The sequence below is a fragment of the Micromonospora parathelypteridis genome (assembly GCF_014201145.1).
Taxonomy (GTDB): Bacteria; Actinomycetota; Actinomycetes; order Mycobacteriales; family Micromonosporaceae; genus Micromonospora; species Micromonospora parathelypteridis.
In genome coordinates, this window is sequence record NZ_JACHDP010000001.1 from 3507822 (window position 1) to 3525656 (window position 17835).

18 protein-coding genes and 1 riboswitch are annotated in these 17835 nt (G+C 71.2%); of the genes, 10 read left to right on the forward strand and 8 right to left on the reverse strand.

What is annotated here, in order from left to right; genetic code table 11:
- Positions 1 to 61: 61 nt before the first annotated feature.
- Positions 62 to 1702: a hypothetical protein gene (locus tag HNR20_RS32340; RefSeq protein WP_229687018.1), complete on the reverse strand. Its 1641-nt coding sequence runs from the start codon at positions 1700 to 1702 to the stop codon at positions 62 to 64.
- 96 nt (positions 1703 to 1798) lie between these two features.
- Positions 1799 to 3361 carry a C40 family peptidase gene (locus HNR20_RS15820; RefSeq protein WP_184180615.1) on the reverse strand — a complete coding sequence of 521 codons (1563 nt, stop codon included), beginning with the start codon at positions 3359 to 3361 and terminating at the stop codon, positions 1799 to 1801.
- Between the two features lie 239 nt (positions 3362 to 3600).
- Between HNR20_RS15820 and mqnE the strand changes: the two genes are divergently transcribed.
- The 3 genes from mqnE (at position 3601) to HNR20_RS15835 (ending at position 5608) form a co-directional block, all read left to right on the forward strand.
- Entirely contained in the window at positions 3601 to 4770 is a 1170-nt protein-coding gene (mqnE, locus tag HNR20_RS15825) for an aminofutalosine synthase MqnE (protein WP_110566675.1), read from the forward strand.
- Between the two features lie 23 nt (positions 4771 to 4793).
- Entirely contained in the window at positions 4794 to 5231 is a 438-nt protein-coding gene (locus HNR20_RS15830; protein ID WP_184180617.1) for a hypothetical protein, read from the forward strand.
- A gap of 74 nt (positions 5232 to 5305) precedes the next feature.
- A complete protein-coding gene (locus tag HNR20_RS15835; RefSeq protein WP_184180619.1) occupies positions 5306 to 5608 on the forward strand; it encodes a DUF4229 domain-containing protein in 303 nt (100 codons plus the stop codon).
- A gap of 89 nt (positions 5609 to 5697) precedes the next feature.
- Here HNR20_RS15835 and HNR20_RS15840 read toward each other — a convergent pair whose 3' ends face one another.
- Positions 5698 to 7035 (reverse strand): C39 family peptidase, encoded by a 1338-nt coding sequence (locus HNR20_RS15840; protein WP_184180621.1) that lies wholly within the window; start codon positions 7033 to 7035, stop codon positions 5698 to 5700.
- A 211-nt stretch (positions 7036 to 7246) separates the two neighbouring features.
- Between HNR20_RS15840 and HNR20_RS15845 the strand changes: the two genes are divergently transcribed.
- The 4 genes from HNR20_RS15845 to HNR20_RS15860 all read left to right on the forward strand — a co-directional run bounded on the left by HNR20_RS15845 (position 7247) and on the right by HNR20_RS15860 (position 12371).
- The gene (locus HNR20_RS15845) at positions 7247 to 9127 is read left to right on the forward strand and encodes a M14 family metallopeptidase (RefSeq protein WP_184180623.1); all 1881 of its coding nucleotides are present in this window, start codon (positions 7247 to 7249) and stop codon (positions 9125 to 9127) included.
- A gap of 187 nt (positions 9128 to 9314) precedes the next feature.
- Positions 9315 to 9380, forward strand: a riboswitch (cobalamin riboswitch).
- A 111-nt stretch (positions 9381 to 9491) separates the two neighbouring features.
- The gene (locus HNR20_RS15850) at positions 9492 to 10421 is read left to right on the forward strand and encodes an ABC transporter substrate-binding protein (RefSeq protein ID WP_184180625.1); all 930 of its coding nucleotides are present in this window, start codon (positions 9492 to 9494) and stop codon (positions 10419 to 10421) included.
- 13 nt (positions 10422 to 10434) lie between these two features.
- Complete coding sequence (locus tag HNR20_RS15855) at positions 10435 to 11529, forward strand: FecCD family ABC transporter permease (protein WP_184180627.1); 1095 nt, start codon at positions 10435 to 10437, stop codon at positions 11527 to 11529.
- Between the two features lie 53 nt (positions 11530 to 11582).
- Entirely contained in the window at positions 11583 to 12371 is a 789-nt protein-coding gene (locus HNR20_RS15860; RefSeq protein ID WP_184188512.1) for an ABC transporter ATP-binding protein, read from the forward strand.
- 136 nt (positions 12372 to 12507) lie between these two features.
- Here the strand turns inward: HNR20_RS15860 and HNR20_RS15865 are convergent, their stop codons facing one another.
- The 5 genes from HNR20_RS15865 to HNR20_RS15885 form a co-directional block, all read right to left on the reverse strand.
- Positions 12508 to 13272 carry a VOC family protein gene (locus tag HNR20_RS15865; protein WP_184180629.1) on the reverse strand — a complete coding sequence of 255 codons (765 nt, stop codon included), beginning with the start codon at positions 13270 to 13272 and terminating at the stop codon, positions 12508 to 12510.
- Positions 13273 to 13367: 95 nt separating this feature from the next.
- On the reverse strand, positions 13368 to 14105 hold the full coding sequence (locus HNR20_RS15870) for an ABC transporter permease (protein WP_184180631.1): 738 nt from the start codon (positions 14103 to 14105) through the stop codon (positions 13368 to 13370).
- 10 nt (positions 14106 to 14115) lie between these two features.
- On the reverse strand, positions 14116 to 15057 hold the full coding sequence (locus tag HNR20_RS15875; RefSeq protein WP_184180633.1) for an ABC transporter ATP-binding protein: 942 nt from the start codon (positions 15055 to 15057) through the stop codon (positions 14116 to 14118).
- Complete coding sequence (locus HNR20_RS15880; protein ID WP_184180634.1) at positions 15054 to 15365, reverse strand: transcriptional regulator; 312 nt, start codon at positions 15363 to 15365, stop codon at positions 15054 to 15056. Before HNR20_RS15880 ends, HNR20_RS15875 begins: the two co-directional genes overlap by 4 nt.
- The gene (locus HNR20_RS15885) at positions 15362 to 16000 is read right to left on the reverse strand and encodes a transporter (RefSeq protein ID WP_184180636.1); all 639 of its coding nucleotides are present in this window, start codon (positions 15998 to 16000) and stop codon (positions 15362 to 15364) included. Before HNR20_RS15885 ends, HNR20_RS15880 begins: the two co-directional genes overlap by 4 nt.
- 135 nt (positions 16001 to 16135) lie before the next feature.
- On the opposite strand from HNR20_RS15885, the gene HNR20_RS15890 reads away from it, so the two are divergent.
- The 3 genes from HNR20_RS15890 to HNR20_RS15900 are packed head-to-tail and all read left to right on the forward strand — an operon-like array spanning position 16136 to position 17831.
- A complete protein-coding gene (locus tag HNR20_RS15890; RefSeq protein WP_184180638.1) occupies positions 16136 to 16531 on the forward strand; it encodes a WXG100 family type VII secretion target in 396 nt (131 codons plus the stop codon).
- Positions 16528 to 17454 (forward strand): WXG100 family type VII secretion target, encoded by a 927-nt coding sequence (locus tag HNR20_RS15895; protein WP_184180640.1) that lies wholly within the window; start codon positions 16528 to 16530, stop codon positions 17452 to 17454. The genes HNR20_RS15890 and HNR20_RS15895 overlap by 4 nt, the downstream gene beginning before the upstream one ends.
- Positions 17455 to 17465: 11 nt before the next feature.
- The gene (locus HNR20_RS15900; protein WP_184180642.1) at positions 17466 to 17831 is read left to right on the forward strand and encodes a YbaB/EbfC family nucleoid-associated protein; all 366 of its coding nucleotides are present in this window, start codon (positions 17466 to 17468) and stop codon (positions 17829 to 17831) included.
- The last annotated feature ends 4 nt before the right edge of the window (positions 17832 to 17835 follow it).

A 17835-nucleotide genomic window follows, 5' to 3' on the forward strand; every position in this document is an offset into this window, starting at 1 on the left:
GAGCCGCCAGCCGGTTGCCCGACGGTAGTGGGCGGACTCACCATCGTTGCGACCCGGCGGCTCACCCGTTGAGCACGTTGCCCACCAGGCCGTCCAGGGCGTCCCCGGCGAGCAGTACGACCATGACGCTGATCGCCACCAGCAGCCCCAGAGCGGCGGCCAGAACGATCATCACCCGGGCGTTACTGGACCGTTCGGCCGGCGTGTCCGACCAGCCCTGGGCCAGGATGTGCCCGGTCAGCGAGCCGGAATTCTCCACCGCGTTGGCGGGCATCGCGATCGTGGTGAAACCCGGCCCCTCGCCGCTGCCGTAGACGGTGCCGGCCAGGTCAGAGCCACCGTCGCGCCGCCCACCACGGGCACCGGCCGTGCCCTTCCCGGCGGAGCCACCCGAAGGGTTGCCCGCCGGGACGGTCAGGCGCGAGTTTTCGCCGCCGTTCCCGGTCGAGCGGGGAGCGCCGACGGTGGACGGCGGCCAACTCGGCAGCGCAGGCGCGGGCACCACCGGCGGCGCGGAGACGGGTGTCTCGGCCCGTCCGCCGCTGGACGTCGGGCGTGCCGTCCCAACGGTGGGCGACCATCCGGCCGGCGGTGCGGAAACCGACGCGGTGGCCCGTACGCCGGGCGTGTCGGTCATCGCCGGCGGCGGCGGAAACGGCGGTGCCGGCATCGGGCCGGGCGGGCCTGGTGGCGTGGGCACCGGCGGGCCGGGTGGCGGCACGGGCGGGCTCGGGATGGGTGGTGCCGGCGGGCCCGGGATGGGCGGCATCGGCGAAGGCGGCGGTACGGGTGGACCCGGGACGGGCGGAACCGGATTGGGTGGTGGCGGCGTGGGTCGAGGCCCCGGCGTCGGCATCGGGCTGGGCGGGTACGGCCCCGGGGTCGGCGCGGGCTCCGGTTCGGGTGGCGAAGGCTGGGTCGGCCCGGGGCCGGGTGGCGTGGGTTCCGGCTCCGGGGTGGATGGCGTCGGCGGCTGGGTCGGCTCGGGCCGCTGGGCCGGCTCGGGACTCACCGGCGCGGCTCGGTAGACGGCCGGCGTGCCCTCCCGGGGGGTCGGGTTGCCGATGGCACCGGCCGTGACCCGGCTGCTGCCGGGAACCGTGGCGCTGGCCCGGGCCGGTGCGGTCGACTCGTTGCGCTGGCCGGGCAACGAAACATCGGCCGAGCCGGTCGCACGGTAGGTGGTTGCGGTAACCGGGGCGCTGGCCGGCAGATCACTGCGGAGAGCCCCGGCGGTCGCGACGCTGGCCCGGGCTCGTACCGGCGCGGCAGCCGGGTCGGGGCGATCGTCGCTGCGTGCCGGCTCCCCGGCGGCCGGGTCGACAGCCGCCGGTTGCCCGGTGCCCGACTCGGAAACGTCATCGGCGACGTCCGTGGCGACGTTCGTGCCGACGTTCGTGCCGACGTTCGTGCCGGCGGAGGCAGCGGCGGCGGAGCCGTCGTCACCGGTGTCGGTGGAGGCATCGCCGGTGGCCGGGGTGCCGTCAGTGGCGGCCGAAGCCGTGCCGCCGGCAGCCGGGCCGTCGTCGGAGACAGCAGGGCCTGCGTCGATGACAGGAGAGCCGGCGTCGGCGGCAACCGGGCCGGCGTCGGCGGGAGGCACCGGGTCGGCGCCCGGCCCTGGCGGGCCGGTTTGGTCGACCACGGGGTCGACAGTCTCCGCCGGATCACTCTGCTCGGCCATCTCCGCCCTCCGCGCCATGCTCGCACCCGGACCCGTGACGTCGAGCCGGATGTGCCTGGTTGTCACGGTGCCACAGATCTTCCCGAGCGGACAGCCGGAGCGGGTCGTGGCGGATCAACCCGTGGCGCTGGGGCTGCCCGTCGCGCTGCCGCTGCCCGTCGCGCTCGTGCTGGCCTTCGGCGTGGTCGTCGGGGCGGTGCTGCCCGGAGCGCTGGTCGGTGCCGAGGGGAGCGGCGGCGGCGTGTTGCTCGGGCTGCCCGTCGGGCTCGGCGAGGTGCTTTCGGTCGGCGTCGGCGTCGGCGTGGGCGTCGGCGTCGGCGTTTGCGTCGGCGTCTGCGTGGGCGTCGGGGTGGCCGACCCCGTCGGCGTTGGCGTGGGCGTCGGCTTCGTGGTCGGCGTGGGCGTCGGCTTCGGCGTCGCGCTGGGCGTGGTGACCGGCGGAGTTGGGACAGTCACGATCGGGGGCGCCGGCACCGCGCCGATGACGCGGGTGGCCGCGTACAGCCGGGACCAGCCGACGACCGAGATCTTGACGACGTCGCCGGTGGTGGGCGCCTGCACCATCTTGCCGTTGCCGATGTACATGCCGACGTGGTGGATCGTCGTCCAGCTGCTGCCGGATGCGAAGAAGAGCAGGTCGCCAGGGAGCAGCGCACTCTGCGACACGGTCCGGGTGCGGGTGGCGGCGTACTGGTCGCGGGCGACCCGGGGCAGGTCGAAGTAGTCGGCGCCCGGGGACCGGTATGCCGCCCACATCAGGCCGGAGCAGTCGAACTGGTCCGGCCCCTCCTCAGACCACTTGTACGGGTCGCCGAGCTGAGCGAGCGCGTACCGGACCGCGGCCAGTGCCCGGGGGTGCGCGGCCATGCCGCTGATGTTCTGGTTGTTGACGTACCCCGCGCCGATCTGCTGCTCGCTGGCTTCCTGCAGGCGTTCGATGGCGATCAGCTGCGTGGCGTTGTCCCGGCGCAGCTTGAGCAGGCTTGCCTCGGCCGTGCGGAGCGCCGTCTCGCCCGAGGTGAACTCCGCCTCGGCGAGGGCGAGCAGATCCTTGGCTTCGGTGTGCTTCTGGTAGGCGGTCTGCTCAGCGGCACGGGCACGGGACAGATCCCCGGCCACTCCGGTGGTGCCGCCGTCGACCTTCTCGCCACGGGTGATCTGCTGCAGGCGGCTCAGCCCACGGATGTCCTGGGCGAGGTCGCCGGGCGGCAGCGCGGCGGCGGCCTTGACGGCGTCCGCGGCGGCCGCGTCGGCCGCCTGCTGGGCCCGGAGCAGGGCGTCCTGCGTGGTCGCGAGCACCTTGCCGGCAGCTTCGAGCTGGGCCTGCGCGTCGGTGCGTTTCTGCCGGCTCTTCAGGAGCGCGTCACCGAGCGTGCCGACCTGGGTCTCGCCGGCGTAGATCTGCGCGGCCAACGGGCCGGTGCCGATGTTGCCGACCGGCGGGGACGGGATGCCGGCGACGGGTGGGCCGCCGGGCAGTTGGAGCGCGCCGACCGCCGGCGGGCGGGCGCCGATGTCCGGCACCGTCGTGGGCACCGCCGGATCGGCGTACGCGGGGGTGGACAGCACTGCGGCGGCGATCGCGCCGAGCAGGGCGGCCCAGAGCTTCGGGCGCAGCACCGGCGAGATCACCGGGCTCCGTCGTCGCTGCCGTCGCCCGCGCTCGCTGTCGACCATGCCGCTCCCCGTCTCGCCGCTCGTCGCCGCGCTCGGTGGGCGCGGCCGTCGGGACGGTACCAGTGTGTGTGTTCCGCCCCACCTTGTTACTACCGCACCTCGCCACCCTTGTCGATGCGTGGTCGGGTTACGGGAGGCTGAGAGTTCGGTGAAGTAGGTCGCTGTCGCCGACCGTGCCGCCGGGGCCGTCGGCCCCTCGACGTAGGCTCGATCGATACCGCAGGTGGAAGGGACGTGCCATGGACGCCGGACTCAAGCGTGAGCTCGAAGCGAAGGTGTACGCGGGTGAGCGGCTGACCCGGGAGGACGGGGTCGCCCTCTACGACAGCGACGACCTGACCTGGTTGGGGCGGCTCGCCCACCACAAGCGCACCGAGCTCAACGGCGAACGGGTGATGTTCAACGTCAACCGGCACCTCAACCTGACCAACGTCTGCTCGGCGTCCTGTGCCTACTGCTCGTTCCAGCGCAAGCCGGGCGAGAAGGACGCGTACACGATGCGCATCGACGAGGCGGTCCGCAAGGCCAAGGAGATGGAGGATGAGCAGCTCACCGAGTTGCACATCGTCAACGGCCTGCACCCCACGCTGCCCTGGCGTTACTACCCGAAGGTGCTGCGCGAGCTGAAGGCGGCGCTGCCGAACGTCAAGCTCAAGTGCTTCACGGCGACCGAGGTGCAGTGGTTTGAGAAGATCAGCGGTCTGAGTGCCGACGAGATCCTCGACGAGCTGATGGACGCCGGCCTGGAGTCGCTGACCGGCGGTGGCGCGGAGATCTTCGACTGGGAGGTCCGCCAGCACATCGTCGATCACGCCTGCCACTGGGAGGACTGGTCCCGCATCCATGCCCTCGCGCACAGCAAGGGCATGAAGACCCCGGCGACCATGCTGTACGGCCACATCGAGGAGCCCCGGCACCGGGTCGACCACGTGCTCCGGCTGCGGGAGCTGCAGGACGAGACCGGTGGTTTCGCGGTCTTCATCCCGCTGCGCTACCAGCACGACTTCGTGGACTCGGCGGACGGCAAGATCCGTAACCGGATCCAGGCGCGTACCACGATGGCGTCGCCGGCCGAGTCGCTGAAGACGTTCGCCGTCTCCCGGCTGCTCTTCGACAACGTGCCGCACGTGAAGAACTTCTGGGTGATGCACGGGCTGTCGGTGGCCCAGCTCTCGCTCAACTTCGGTGTGGACGACCTGGACGGGTCGGTCGTCGAATACAAGATCACGCACGACGCCGACTCGTACGGCACCCCGAACACCATGCACCGCGAGGACCTGCTGCACCTGATCTGGGACGCCGGTTTCCAGCCGGTCGAACGGGACACCCGCTACAACGTGGTCCGGGAGTACGACAAGGCGCCGTCGCTGGCCGAGCGGCGCGCCGAGCCGCAGCAGGTCTGGGCCTGAGCCACCACGTACCCTCGCAGTCGATGACCGAGCAGCGCAGTTCTGAGCAGCAGAGTGGGTTTCCCCGCCGGGACGCCGAGGGGCGCGTCCGTACCCTGGGCGATCTGCTCGGGGTGTGCCTGGCGGGTCTGGTCATCGGCGTGCTGGCGTTGGTGCTGTTCGAGTGGGGGTTCGCCTCGGCTGGCGCCGGCGATTTCGGGCACACCAACGGCTGGCTGGCGGTGATCCTGCCCGCCTGGCTGTTCTGGGACGATTTCCGAGCCTGGGGGTTCGGTGCGGCCCGGGTGGTGGCGGCGGTGGTCGCCGCTGCCGTCGGGGTGTTCGTCGGGCTGCTGATCGCCGGTCTGGGCGCCGGGCTGCCGCCGCTGCTCTCTGGCGCGTTGGCGGCGGGGGCGTTCACGGTGGCGTACGCGACTGTCTGGTTCCCGGGCGTCCGCTGGCTGGCCCGCCGGACCGGCTGACCGTGACCGCCCGTCGGGCGGATCGACATTTTCCGCCGGAACCGGCGGGCGACGGAGAGAACGGAGTGGTGCAGGTGAGCGCCGCGCTGAAGTACACGCTGGGCCGGATCGGGCTGTTCGTCGCCGTCCTGGCGGGCCTGTGGCTGGTCGACATGGACGTGTTCCTGAAGCTGATCCTGGCACTGGCCTTCTCTGCCGCGCTCTCCTTCCTTCTGCTGCGGGGCTGGCGGGACGAGATGGCCGAGGAGATGGCCAGCGCCGCCGAGCGCCGCCGCACGGAGAAGGAGCGCCTCCGCTCCGCCCTGGCCGGCGACGACCCCAACCAGAACCCCCCCACCGAGAACCCCGACTCCCCCACCGACCAACCCTCCCGTTGATCAAGAGGTTTGCGTCACCTGAGGCCGATTCGGTGACGCAAACCTCTTGATCACCCGCTGGTTGGGTGGGGGTGGGGCGGGGTTGGTTGTTACCAGTTGGTGGAGCCGGGGACCTTGGGCCAGGGCTTGTGGAGCGGCTTGATCAGGTACGCGATGCCGCCGGAGCCTCCGGAGACCCCGCCGCTGGCATTGGTGCGCTTGGTCCGCAGCCAGATCTGCTCGAACTGCGCACGCTTGTAGACGTTGCGCACCACGTCGTTGCTGGACGAGGCGGGGTCGTTGACGATCACGTCGCCGTCGGCGGTGAAGCCGACCACCACGAAGAGGTGCCCGGAGGTCCCGTAGTTCGCGCCGTCCAGCTCGCTGGCGAGGAACGACTGGCTGGTCACCACGGGGATGCCGGCGGCGATGAAACGCTCCAGCTCGTCCAGTGAGTGCAGTCGGGTCACCCGACCCTCCAGACCGGGGAAGCTGGCCGCGTACGCGGTGTTGAACGGCCAGTTGCCGGCGCCGTCGTACTCGTAGTCGTAGGTCATCCGGGCGGCGTGGTTGACAGTCGGGTCGGGGTAGGTCGGGTCCACCCAGGAGGTGTCGGCCTTCGACGGCTTGCGACCCCAGTACTCGACCACCATCTCGGTGGAGGTTGGTGAGCACCACGCCTCGCCGCCGCCGTCGTACTCGGGGTAGTGCCCTGCGTGCACGTTCTGCGAGTAGCGCGGCACCGGCAGCTCGACACCCCAGGCGATGTGTCCGGCGCTCGGCGGCACGGTGAACCGGTCCGGCACGGTGGAGCTCATCGCGCCGAGCATCCGCACCACCGGCGCGGCGGCCTGCCCGGGCGCGCGGTAGAGGGTCAGCCGCAGCTGGTACGACCGCAGCAGCACCCCGGCGGCGGCGTCGTCGATGCTGAAGGTGTCGGTCCAGATCGTCGAGAAGGGATCACCCTGCCCGTCGAGGCTGGTCCGCTTGATGTCGGCGTCGCCGGACGCCCAGCGACCCATGACGTACCACGGGGTCTGGTCGCCGCTGGTGTACCTGCCCTGCATCTCGACCTGGATCCAGGTGCCGGCGGGGGTCTCCGCGTTCCACGAGGCGATCAGCTCGGTGGCGTCGAACCCGATCCGGGTCACCGGCGAGGTCCAGGTGCCGTACTCCCAGGTGCGGGCGGTGCCGGTGTGCGGGTCGGCGTACTCGGTGGTGCCGGTCGGGCGGGCCAGGGTGAGGCCCGCTTTGGCGCCGGGCACCACGCGGGTGCCGGCCCGGCTGCCCCGGTGCCAGTCGGCGGGCCCGGACCAGTCCTGGAAGGTGATCTGTTCGTCGTGACTGGCGGCGGGCGGACGGGCCGCCGTCGCGGGCGCGGTGGTGGCGAGCAGGGTGAGTGCGGTGACGCCGGCGATGGCGGCCGCGCGCAAGCGGGATCTGGCCATGAGTGCTCCGCGGTGTCGGAAGGGGCATCGTCGCAGGTCAGTTTCCCGCTTGGAGAGAAGTTTCGCCAGATGTTCAAGCATGGAAAATCATTGCCGCAGGGATGATCAGCTCGGGATGCATTAGGCAGCGATCAATATTGATATGACCATGTGACAGGTGGTGAAGTGTCCTTCACCGAGCGGGATCTCCCGCCCATCGAGGAGGTAGTCCATGGCCCTCCGCACGCCCATCCCTCTCCGCCGCGTCCTGGTGCTCGCCGTCGTCACCGGGCTGGGAATCGTCACCGTCGCCGCGGGTCCGGTCGCCGCCCGACCGGCACCGGACCGGACCGCCGAGCCGGCCGCCGCCAGCTACCGGGTCCTCGGCCCTCGAACCCTCGCCGACCGCAACGCGGTGGCCCGCACCGGAGCCGCCATCGACTACTCCGAACACGGGGTGCTGCACATCTCGGCCACCGCGGTCGAGGCCGCCGCGATCGGCAAGCTCGGCTTCCGACTCGAACCGCTCGCCCCACCGCCCAACGCCGAGCGCGGCGCCGACGGGGTGGGCACGTTGGCCTTCCCGCCCGCCGACTCCAACTACCACGACTACGCGGAACTGACCGCCGTCGTGAACCAGGTCGTCGCCGACCATCCGGCGATCGCGCGCAAGATCAGCATCGGTTCGTCGTACGAGGGCCGCGACCTGATGGCGGTGAAGATCTCCGACAACGTCGGCACCGACGAGGCTGAGCCGGAGATCCTGTTCAACTCCCAACAGCACGCCCGTGAGCACCTGACCGTCGAGATGGCGATCTACCTGCTCAACCTCTTCACCGACAGCTACGGCGGCGACTCCCGGATCACCAACATCGTCAACAGTCGGGAGATCTGGATCGTCCCGACGGTCAACCCGGACGGCAGCGAGTACGACATCGCCACCGGGTCGTACCGGTCCTGGCGCAAGAACCGCCAGCCCAACAGCGGCTCGTCCAACGTGGGCACCGACCTGAACCGCAACTGGGGCTACAACTGGGGTTGCTGCGGCGGCTCGTCCGGCAGCACCTCGTCGGAGACCTACCGGGGGCCGTCGGCGTTCTCCGCACCCGAAACGCAGGCGCTGCGCAACTTCGTCAACGGCCGGGTGGTCGGTGGCGTGCAGCAGATCAAGGCCAACATCGACTTCCACACGTACTCGCAGTTGGTGCTCTGGCCCTACGGCTACACCACGGCGAACACCGCGACCGGGATGAGCGCGGACCAGTACAACACCTTCGCCACCATCGGCCAGCAGATGGCGGCCACCAACAACTACACCCCGGAGCAGTCCAGCGACCTCTACATCACCGACGGGGACAGCCTCGACTGGTTGTGGGCCACCCACAACATCTGGGCGTACACCTTCGAGATGTATCCCGGATCGTCCGGGGGTGGCGGCTTCTACCCGCCCGACGAGGTGATCCCGGCGCAGACCTCCCGCAACCGGGAGGCGGTGCTGATCCTCAGCGAGTACGCCGACTGCCCGTACCGGGCCATCGGCAAGCAGGCGCAGTACTGCGGCGGCGGTGGTGGCGGCACCACGGTCTGGTCGGACACCTTCGAGACCGCCACCGGCTGGACCATCAACCCGGCCGGCACCGACACCGCCACCCTCGGGGCGTGGGAACGGGGTGCCGCCCAGGCGACCACGTCCTCCGGCGCCAAGCAGCTCACCCCGTACGCCGGTTCCAACGACCTGGTCACCGGCCGGCTCGCCGGCTCGGCGGCCGGTGACTACGACGTCGACGGCGGCACGACCAGCGCCCGGTCCCCGGCGGTGACTCTGCCGTCGTCCGGCACGCTGACCCTCTCGTTGGCCTGGTACCTGGCGCACGGCTCGAACGCCTCGTCGGCGGACTACCTGCGGGTGAGCGTGGTGCACAACGGCGGCACCACCGCGCTGCTCACCCAGGCCGGCGCGGCGACCAACCGCAACGGGAGTTGGGCGCTGGCCAACCTCAACCTCACCCCGTACGCCGGCCAGTCGGTCCGCATCCTCGTCGAGGCGGCGGACGCCTCCGGTGCCAGCCTGCTGGAGGCGGCTGTGGACAACGTCACCATCACGTCCTCCTGATCGGGTGGGGCCCCGTCCCGCCCCGGCGGGGCCCCACCACCCCTTCCTGATCGCCAGGATCCCGGACATAAGCCCCCCGGCAGCCACTGTGCGGCAGTCCGATGATTCGATTCGCATCGATCGGCCCGTGATCGATTCGGCACGTCCTGGCGGTGCGCTACCGTCTTAACGACCAGTCCGCAGCGAAGCCGGTGCGAAATCCGGCGCTGTCCCGCAACTGTGATGCCCCACCCGACGGTGGGGACGAGCCAGGTCGCCTCGGATCGGTCGCGATACGCGCTCTCGAGGAAGGGCGCCTCGTGGGCGGGCGTACGAAAGTCCCTGTCGGCGAAGCACCACACTCCTCGACCGACAGGAGGCCCCCATGTTCAGACGTACCCCTCGGCTCTTCGCCGCGACCCTCGCGGTCGCCGCGCTCGCCCTCGGCGCCTGCGCCGAGAAGGCCGACGACCAGCCGAGCACCGGCACCGCAGCCGCTGCCTACCCGGTCACGGTCGGCACGCTCACGCTCGACAAGCGCCCCGAGAAGATCGTCGTGCTGTCACCCACCGCCACCGAGATGCTCTTCGCGATCGGTGCCGGCCCGCAGGTGACCGCCGTCGACGACCAGTCCAACTATCCGGCCGACGCGCCCAAGACCGACCTCTCCGCCTTCCAGCCGAACGCCGAGGCGATCGCCGGTAAGAACCCCGACCTGGTGGTGCTCTCCGACGACCGGAACAAGGTCGTCGAACAGCTCGGCAAGTTGAAGATCCCGGTGTACCAGACCCCGGCGGCGACCACGCTGGACGACTCGTACAAGCAGATCACCGAGCTGGGCACGCTGACCGGGCACGCCGACCAGGCCACCGACGTCGCCACCCGGATGAAGGACGACATCGCCAAGCTGGTCAAGGACCTGCCGCAACGCGCCGAGAAGCTCACCTACTTCCACGAGCTGGGCCCCGAGTTGTACAGCGCCACCAGCAAGACCTTCATCGGCTCGCTGTACAGCCAGGTCGGCCTGACCAACATCGCCGACCCGGCCGACGCGGACGGCAAGAACGCCGGCTACCCGCAGCTGTCCCAGGAGTTCATCGTCAACGCCGACCCGGACTTCGTCTTCCTGGCCGACGCCAAGTGCTGCCAGCAGAACGCGGACTCGGTGAAGGCGCGCAGCGGCTGGGCCGGGCTCACCGCCGTGAAGAACAACCAGGTGGTCGCGCTGGACGACGACATCGCCTCCCGCTGGGGCCCGCGCGTCGTGGACCTGCTCCGGGTCATCATCGACGCGGTCGCCAAGGTGCCCGCGTGACCACCGTCAATCGGTGAGCGCCAGGAGTGAGCCGGGTTCGCGAGCCCCGCAGTCGGTTGCCCGGCCTGCGGGGCTGCGTACGCGGTGGCTGGTCATCGGGGTGTTCGCGGTGCTCGTCGCGCTCGTCGCCGGGGTGTCGCTGGGCCCGGTGAGTCTGCCGCCGGGCAGTGTCGCCGCCGAGTTGCTCAACCTGATTCCAGGGGTGCATCTCGACAGCGGGCTGTCCGAGCGGGAGATCGCGATCGTCACCGAGCTGCGGCTGCCCCGGGTGGTGCTGGGCCTGCTCGTCGGCGGCCTGCTCGCCCTTGCCGGCGGCTGCTACCAGGGTGTGTTCCGCAACCCGCTGGCCGACCCGTACCTGCTCGGTGTGGCCGCCGGCGCCGGCCTGGCGGTCACCGCGGTGATCGCGCTCGGCGGCGCCGGCCGGGAGGGTGCGATCTCCGGGTTGCCGATGACCATCCCGCTGGCCGCGTTCGCCGGTTCGCTGCTCGCCGTGACGATGACCTACGTGCTCGGCGCCGCTGGCGGGCGCAGGGGGTCGCCGGCGATGCTGATCCTGGCCGGGGTGGCGGTCTCCGCGTTCCTCTCCGCCGGGCAGACGTACCTGCTGCAACGGCACTCCGACAGCATCCAGCCGGTCTACTCCTGGCTGCTCGGTCGATTGGCGACTGCGGGCTGGCACGATGTGCTGCTGGTGCTGCCGTACGCGGCGCTGACCACCGTGGTGGTGCTGTTGCACCGCCGCGAGCTGGACGTCCTCGCGGTCGGTGACGACGAGGCGAGGAGTCTGGGCCTGCACCCGCAGCGCACCCGCTACCTGTTGATCGCCGCCGCCTCCCTGGGCACCGCGGCGGCGGTCTCGGCGACCGGGCTGATCGGCTTCGTCGGCATCATCGTGCCGCACACCGTCCGGCTGCTGGCTGGGTCGAGCTACCGGGTGATCCTGCCGATGTCACTGCTGTTCGGTGGTGCGTTCCTGGCGTTGACCGATGTGGTGGCCCGTACCGCCGCGGCTCCGAGCGAGGTGCCGATCGGAGTGGTGACCGCACTGCTGGGCGGCCCGTTCTTCGTGATCGTGCTGCGGACCGCTCGGCGGGTGCTCACGTGAGTCCCGAAGCCACCGCTGGTTCGTCCGCTGCCGGCCGGTCGGTCGACGCTGACGTGCCCGCCGTCGAGGTGCGGGGGCTGCACGTCAGCCTGGGCGGCACACCGATCCTGACCGGTGTCGACGTGGCCGTCGCCGTCGGTGAGTGGGTCACCGTGATCGGCCCGAACGGCGCCGGCAAGTCGACCCTGTTGCGCGCCGTCGGCGGCCTGCTGCCCGCGCCGGGGGCGATCACCCTGTTCGGTACGGCGAGCGCCGCGCTGCGCCGCCGGGACCGCGCCCGGATGGTGGCCACGGTGGCGCAGTCCCCGGTGGTGCCGCCCGGCATGTCGGTGCTGGACTACGTGCTGCTCGGCCGCACCCCGTACATCCCGACGCTGGGCCGGGAGTCGACCGCCGACGTCGACGCGGTGCACGAGGTGCTGGGTCGGTTGGACCTCACCGGCCTGCACCGACGCGAGCTGGTCACCCTCTCCGGAGGCGAACGGCAGCGGGTGTTCCTCGCCCGGGCGCTCGCCCAGGGCGCGACGTTGCTGCTGCTCGACGAGCCGACGAGCGCTCTCGACATCGGTCACCAGCAGGAGGTGCTGGAGCTGGTCGACCAGTTGCGCCGCGAGCACGGCCTGACCGTCCTCGCCACGATGCACGACCTCTCCCTGGCGGGCGAGTACGCCGACCGGATGGTGCTGCTCGCCGGTGGTCAGGTGGTGGCCGCCGGGACCCCGCCGGAGGTGTTGACCGAGCACCTGCTCGCCACCCACTACCGGGCCAGCGTCCGAGTGGTTCCCGGCACCCACGGCCCCCTGGTGGTCCCCGTCCGCCCGCCCCGCCCCACGCCTCGATGATGAGGTTGGCGGGGGTCCACCCGGCGCAAGATCGTGCTCGATCCTGGAAACAGGGGGGTCCGGGGTGCGGGAGGCCACTACATCCAGGATCGAGCGCGATCTTAGGGTCGGGGCGAGCACGAGCGCGGGGTCTGCGTCAGGGGCCCAGGTCGATGACGGAGAAGAGCGCGCCCTGGGGGTCGCGTAGGGCTGCGAACCGGCCCGCCGGGATGTCACGGGGTGGCACGAGGATCGTCCCGCCCAGCTCGGCGGCGCGGGCCGCGGCGGCATCCGCGTCGGCCACCGCGAAGTAGACCGTCCAGTACGCGGGCAGGTCGGCCGGGAAGTCGTCGGCCAGCGGCGGCATCATCCCGGCGACGATCTGCGTCCCGAGCCGCCACCCGGTGTACGTCATGGGGCCCACCGCCTGGTCGTCCGGCTGCCACCCGAACACCAGCTCGTAGAAGACCTTCGCGCCCTCGGGGTCGGGGGTGACCAGCTCGTTCCAGCTCATCGCGCCCGGCACGTTGAACACTTCGGCACCGGCCATCGCCAGCGGCTGCCAGACGCTGAACGTCGCGCCGGCCGGGTCGGCGAAGACCGCCATCCAGCCTCGGTCGAAGACCTCGAAGGGCGGCACCACCACCTGCCCGCCGGCCCGTTCGACCCGGCCGGCGACCAGTTCCGCGTCATCGGTCGCGAGGTACGTCGACCAGATGGGCACCTGGTCCGGGATCGCTGGCGGCCCGGCCCCGGCGACCGGCCTGCCGTCGAGGAGGAAGACCGTGTAGCCGCCCGCCTCGGGTTCCGGCGTCACCCGGCCGGTCCAACCGAACAACTCGGGGTAGAAGCGCCGCGCGTCGGTCAGGTCCGGGGTGGCCAGATCGGCCCAGCAGGGCGTACCCGGCGGGACGGTGCTCACGGTCAAGACCCCTCTCGGCCCGGGCGGCCACGACGACCCCCTGCCGGAATCCTGGCACCGTCCCGCCGCGGTCCGGGGCGGAAACGGACGAATCGTCAGCTGAACCGGCGACCCTCGTCTCGCCGGTAGGCCCAGGCTGCGAGCGTGGCGAGCACCACCACCCAGACACCGAGCATGATCACCGCCAGTGGCTGGACGCGGTAGTCCCCGGCCGACGCCCACATCAGCTCCGCCGCTCCCCGGGTGGGCAGGTACGGCGCGATCGTCTCGATGAACCCCGGTGCCTCACCCGGCGCGGAGAGCAGGCCGCCGCCGAACGCGAGCGGCAGGAAGAGCACCTGAGCGATCACGATCGCCGCCTTGCTCGGCAGCGAGTAGCCGACGGCGAGCCCCATCAGCGTGAACGGCACCGAGATGACGGCCACGGTGCCGGCGGCCAGCAGGAACGCCGCCGGGCTGATGCGGGCCGCGGTCAGCGTCGCGCCGATCACCACGACCGGGATAAGCGAGAGGTAGGTCAGGGCCAGGCCGGCGAGCACCCGGCCGGCGAACCGGGGCGCCGGCCCGGCCGGCAAGGTCCGGGTGTACGGGTTCCACGGCTGGTCGCGATCCTCGGCGACACCGATGCCGTACTGGAAGATGTTGGCGCTCATCACCGAGAAGGTGACCATCGACGCGGTGGCCAGGGTGGCGCCGGTCGCGTCGTCCCCCGCGAACGGGACCACGAAGAAGATCATGGCGGCGGCCGGGAAGAACGCGCTACCGAAGACGGCCACCGGAATCCGGATGATCTCCAGGAGCTGGTAGCGGGCGTGGACCAGGGTCAGCTGCACGGTGGCCTCCTCAGACGGTGGTGTGTCGGCCGCCGACAGCGGCGGTGGCGGGCTGGCCTTCGGCGGCGGGCTGGTCCCCGGTGGATTTGTCACCGCTGGTGATGGCGAGGAAGGCCTCCTCCAGCGAGGTCGGCCGTACCTCCAGGTCGCTGAAGGTCGTTCCGGCCCTGACCAGCGCGCGGACCAGCTCGTCGGCGTCGGTGGTGAGCAGGTGCAGCCGGCCGTCGATCCGCTCGGTGCGGACCAGGCCCGGCAGGTCGGGCAGTTGGTCGGCGATCAGGCTGACGCGGCGTACGCCGACGATGCCGCGCACCGCCTCCATCGTGTCGTCGACGAGCACCCGGCCCTGACCGATCACCACCACCCGGTGGGCCAGCGCCTCCACCTCCTCCAGGTAGTGACTGCTCAACAGCACGGTGCCGCCGTCTTCGTGGAACGCGCGGATCGCCTCCCAGAGGGTGTGCCGGGCGGCCACGTCCAGGCCGGTCGTCGGCTCGTCGAGCAGCACCAGCCGGGGCCGGCCGACGAACGCGAGCGCCACCGCCAACCGGCGGCGCTGCCCGCCGGAGAGCCCACCGGTCTGTCGCTTGCCGAGATCGCCCAGACCGAAGCGGTCGAGCAACTCCCCCCGGGGCACCGGGTCGGAATAGTGCGCGGAGACGAAGTCGATGACCTCACCGACCCGCAGCGTGCCCGGCAGGCCGGTCTCCTGCGGGGTGACCCCGATCTGTCGCCGGGTCGCCGGATCGCGAGGGTCGCCGCCGAACAGCTCGACCCGCCCCGAGCTGGGACGGCGCAGACCTACCAGCAGGTTCATCAGGGTGCTCTTGCCGGCGCCGTTCGGCCCGAGCAGGCCGACCAGCTCACCGGCCCGGACTTCCAGGTCGACACGGTCGAGGGCGAGGACGTCGCCGTACCGGCGGCTGGCCTGGTCGGCGCGGGCGAGGGTCATGGATGCTCCTTCGACAGGGTGGGGTCGAGCAGGGTGCGGATCGCTTCGGTGTATTCCTCGAACGCCAGCCGGCCTCGCCGGCTCAGCCGGACCAGGGTCGCCGGCGTGCGTCCACGATGGGTCTTGCTGATCTCCACGTAGCCGGCGTCCTCGAGCTTGCGCAGATGTACGGAGAGGTTGCCGGCGGTCATCGCGAGCAGTTCCTGCAACCGGGGGAACGCGATCCGGTCGCCATCGTTGAGCGCGGAGAGGCTGGCGACGACCCGAAGCCGGGCCTGCGCGTGGATGACCGGGTCGAGTTCGCTCACTGGCGGTGTCGCTGTCGCCGTCGGGCGATCGCGCCAGCGACCAGGATCCCGCCGCCGCCGGCCACCGCGATGACCAGCGCGTGCCAGCCCGGCCCGGCGATCACACCGGCCAGGTTGATCACGCTGATCCAGACGCCGAGCCGGAACAGGTCCCGGTCCAGCCAGACCGCTCCCCCGGCCATGTGCAGCGCGCCGGTCAGCCCGACGGCGGTCGCCGACCAGAGCAGCCCCGCCACGTCCTCCGGCAGGTGCTCGGAGATCCGCCCGAGCCCCGCGTAGATGGTTACCGATCCGAGGGCCCAGGTGCACCCGTACCAGCGCCCACGCCGGGCGGAGTCACCGATCACCTGGCCGTAGGCCCGCGTGCTGACGACTGCCTGGATCGCTCCGGCAGCCAGGAGCAGCGCGAAGAGAACGGTCAGCGGCAGCCAGCCCGGCAGCCGGAGCAGCTCCCGGTCGTCGGGGGAGAACCGCAGGAAGTACAGCCCGAAGCCGACCAGCCAGGCGACTCCCCAAGGCCAGTAGAGCAGACGGGCATCGGGTTCGAGCCGGCGTGCCGTGGCTGACCGCTGGTCCTCGATCAGCCGGAGCGCCGCTGCGGCGTCCGTGGGCGGCAGATCGTCGTCGGGGTTCACGCAAAGAACTTTACGCCGCAAAGTCAAAGCTGGGTGCCCCCGACGTCGCGGGCGGGGTAACCGATTGCGGTGGGAAGTGCCTATGGTGGGGAGGCGTCGCGGCTGATCCGTCGCGCAGGACACAGGGGAGGGTCCGTGTCGAGCCCGAGCAATGAGCTGGAGGTTCAGCCGGAGGCGCTGAAGGCGTTCGCCAAGGCGTCCACCGACCGGGCGGCCCGCTTCCGCGAGCTGCACGGATCGTTCGGCGAAGGGCACGTGCCCCGGCACGCGTTCGGGGTGATGCCGGCGTCGTTCAGCCTCGCGGCGTCGTACGCCGAGCAGTTCGAGGCGTGCCTTCAGGGGCTGGCCGACGGCGCTGAGGTGATGGCAGACATCGCCGACGGGCTTAACGACACCGCCGACGCCTATACCGGCACCGACGTGGCCAACACCGACATGTTCGTGCCCGGCCGCCCCGCCGCTCCCGATGTCATCGCACCGGGCCCCTGGTCGCAGGGCCCCTCGACCCCGGGCGGGCAGGTGTCGGCGTGAGCACCGAGGCGTTGCAGCGCAACAAGACCTACTTCGAGCAGATCGTGTCGGGCACGCCCGACCCGTTCAAGCCGCTGTCCAATGCGGTGCTCTGGCCCTTCGAGCAACTGCTCGAACTGGTCGCGGGCGAGCCGGACGACCTGATGCGCGCCGCCCAGCTCTGCCTGACCACCGGCGAGGCGGTGCGCGAGATCGCCGGTGAGCAGGTCCAGCACCGGGCACGTCTGCGCGGCGCCTGGTCGGGCGATGCCGCCGAGAGCTTCCACGCCTCCATGCAGTCGGTGGAGGAGGCGATCGAGGAGTTGGCCAAGGGGCTGGACGGCACCAAGGAGGTGCTGGTCGACGCGGCCAACGCGGCGGTCGACGCGTTCAACCTGCTGGTCGAGTTGATCCTCGAGTTCCTGCTCTGGTTCCTCACCGAGGTGATCATCGCGGCGGTGGCGGCGGCGCTCAGCGCCGGCATCTCGCTCGCGGCGACGGTCGTCCGGGTGCTGGCGCGGCTCGCCACCACCGTCGGCCGGATGGTCAAGATCGTCGCGCGCTTCGCCGAGATCCTGACGAAGCTCGCCACCAAGATGCAGAAGGTCGCCGAGCTGCTGATGAAGTACCGTCGCGCGGTCCTGGAGATCCGCAAGGCGAAGAAGGCGTACCGGGCCTGGAACAAGTCCGGGTGGACGGCCGAGGCCCGGGCGTTCCAGATCGAGAAGTTCAAGACACTCTTCCCGGGCAAGTTCCTGATCAATCACACGTCGCCGGTGAACATCCCCGGCCTCGGCGGGGCACTACTGGACACCGGCGTCGGTCTGCACGACATCTCCGACGGCACCAAGGACCGCAACTACCTCGTGGACGGCACGTACCGCGAGGATCTGGGCCCCTACACCGAGGGCGTGCAGAATGTCTTCGACTCCATCCTGACCTGATAGGGAGCGACATGACCTTTCCCGGTCTGGACCGCATCGAGGCGCTGGCCCGCAACCTGGACGGTTGGCAGCGCGACCTGGCCAGCAAGATGGCCGAGTTGGAACACAGCAGCGCCGAGGGCGTGAGCGACTCCGGCCTGGTCCGGGTCACCGCCGCGGCGGACGGCACGATCGTCTCGACCGACGTCAACGCCCGGGCGATGCGCCTCGACTCGTACACCCTGGCCGAGGAGTTCACCGCCGCCGCCAAGCGTGCCCAGGAGGCAGCCGCCGCCCGGGTACGCGAGCTGGTCGGCGAGGTGATCGCCGAGGCGCCCGGTGCCCGTCGACCGACGGACGACGGCCGCACCGACGACGACCGTTCGGATTGGTACTGAGCCG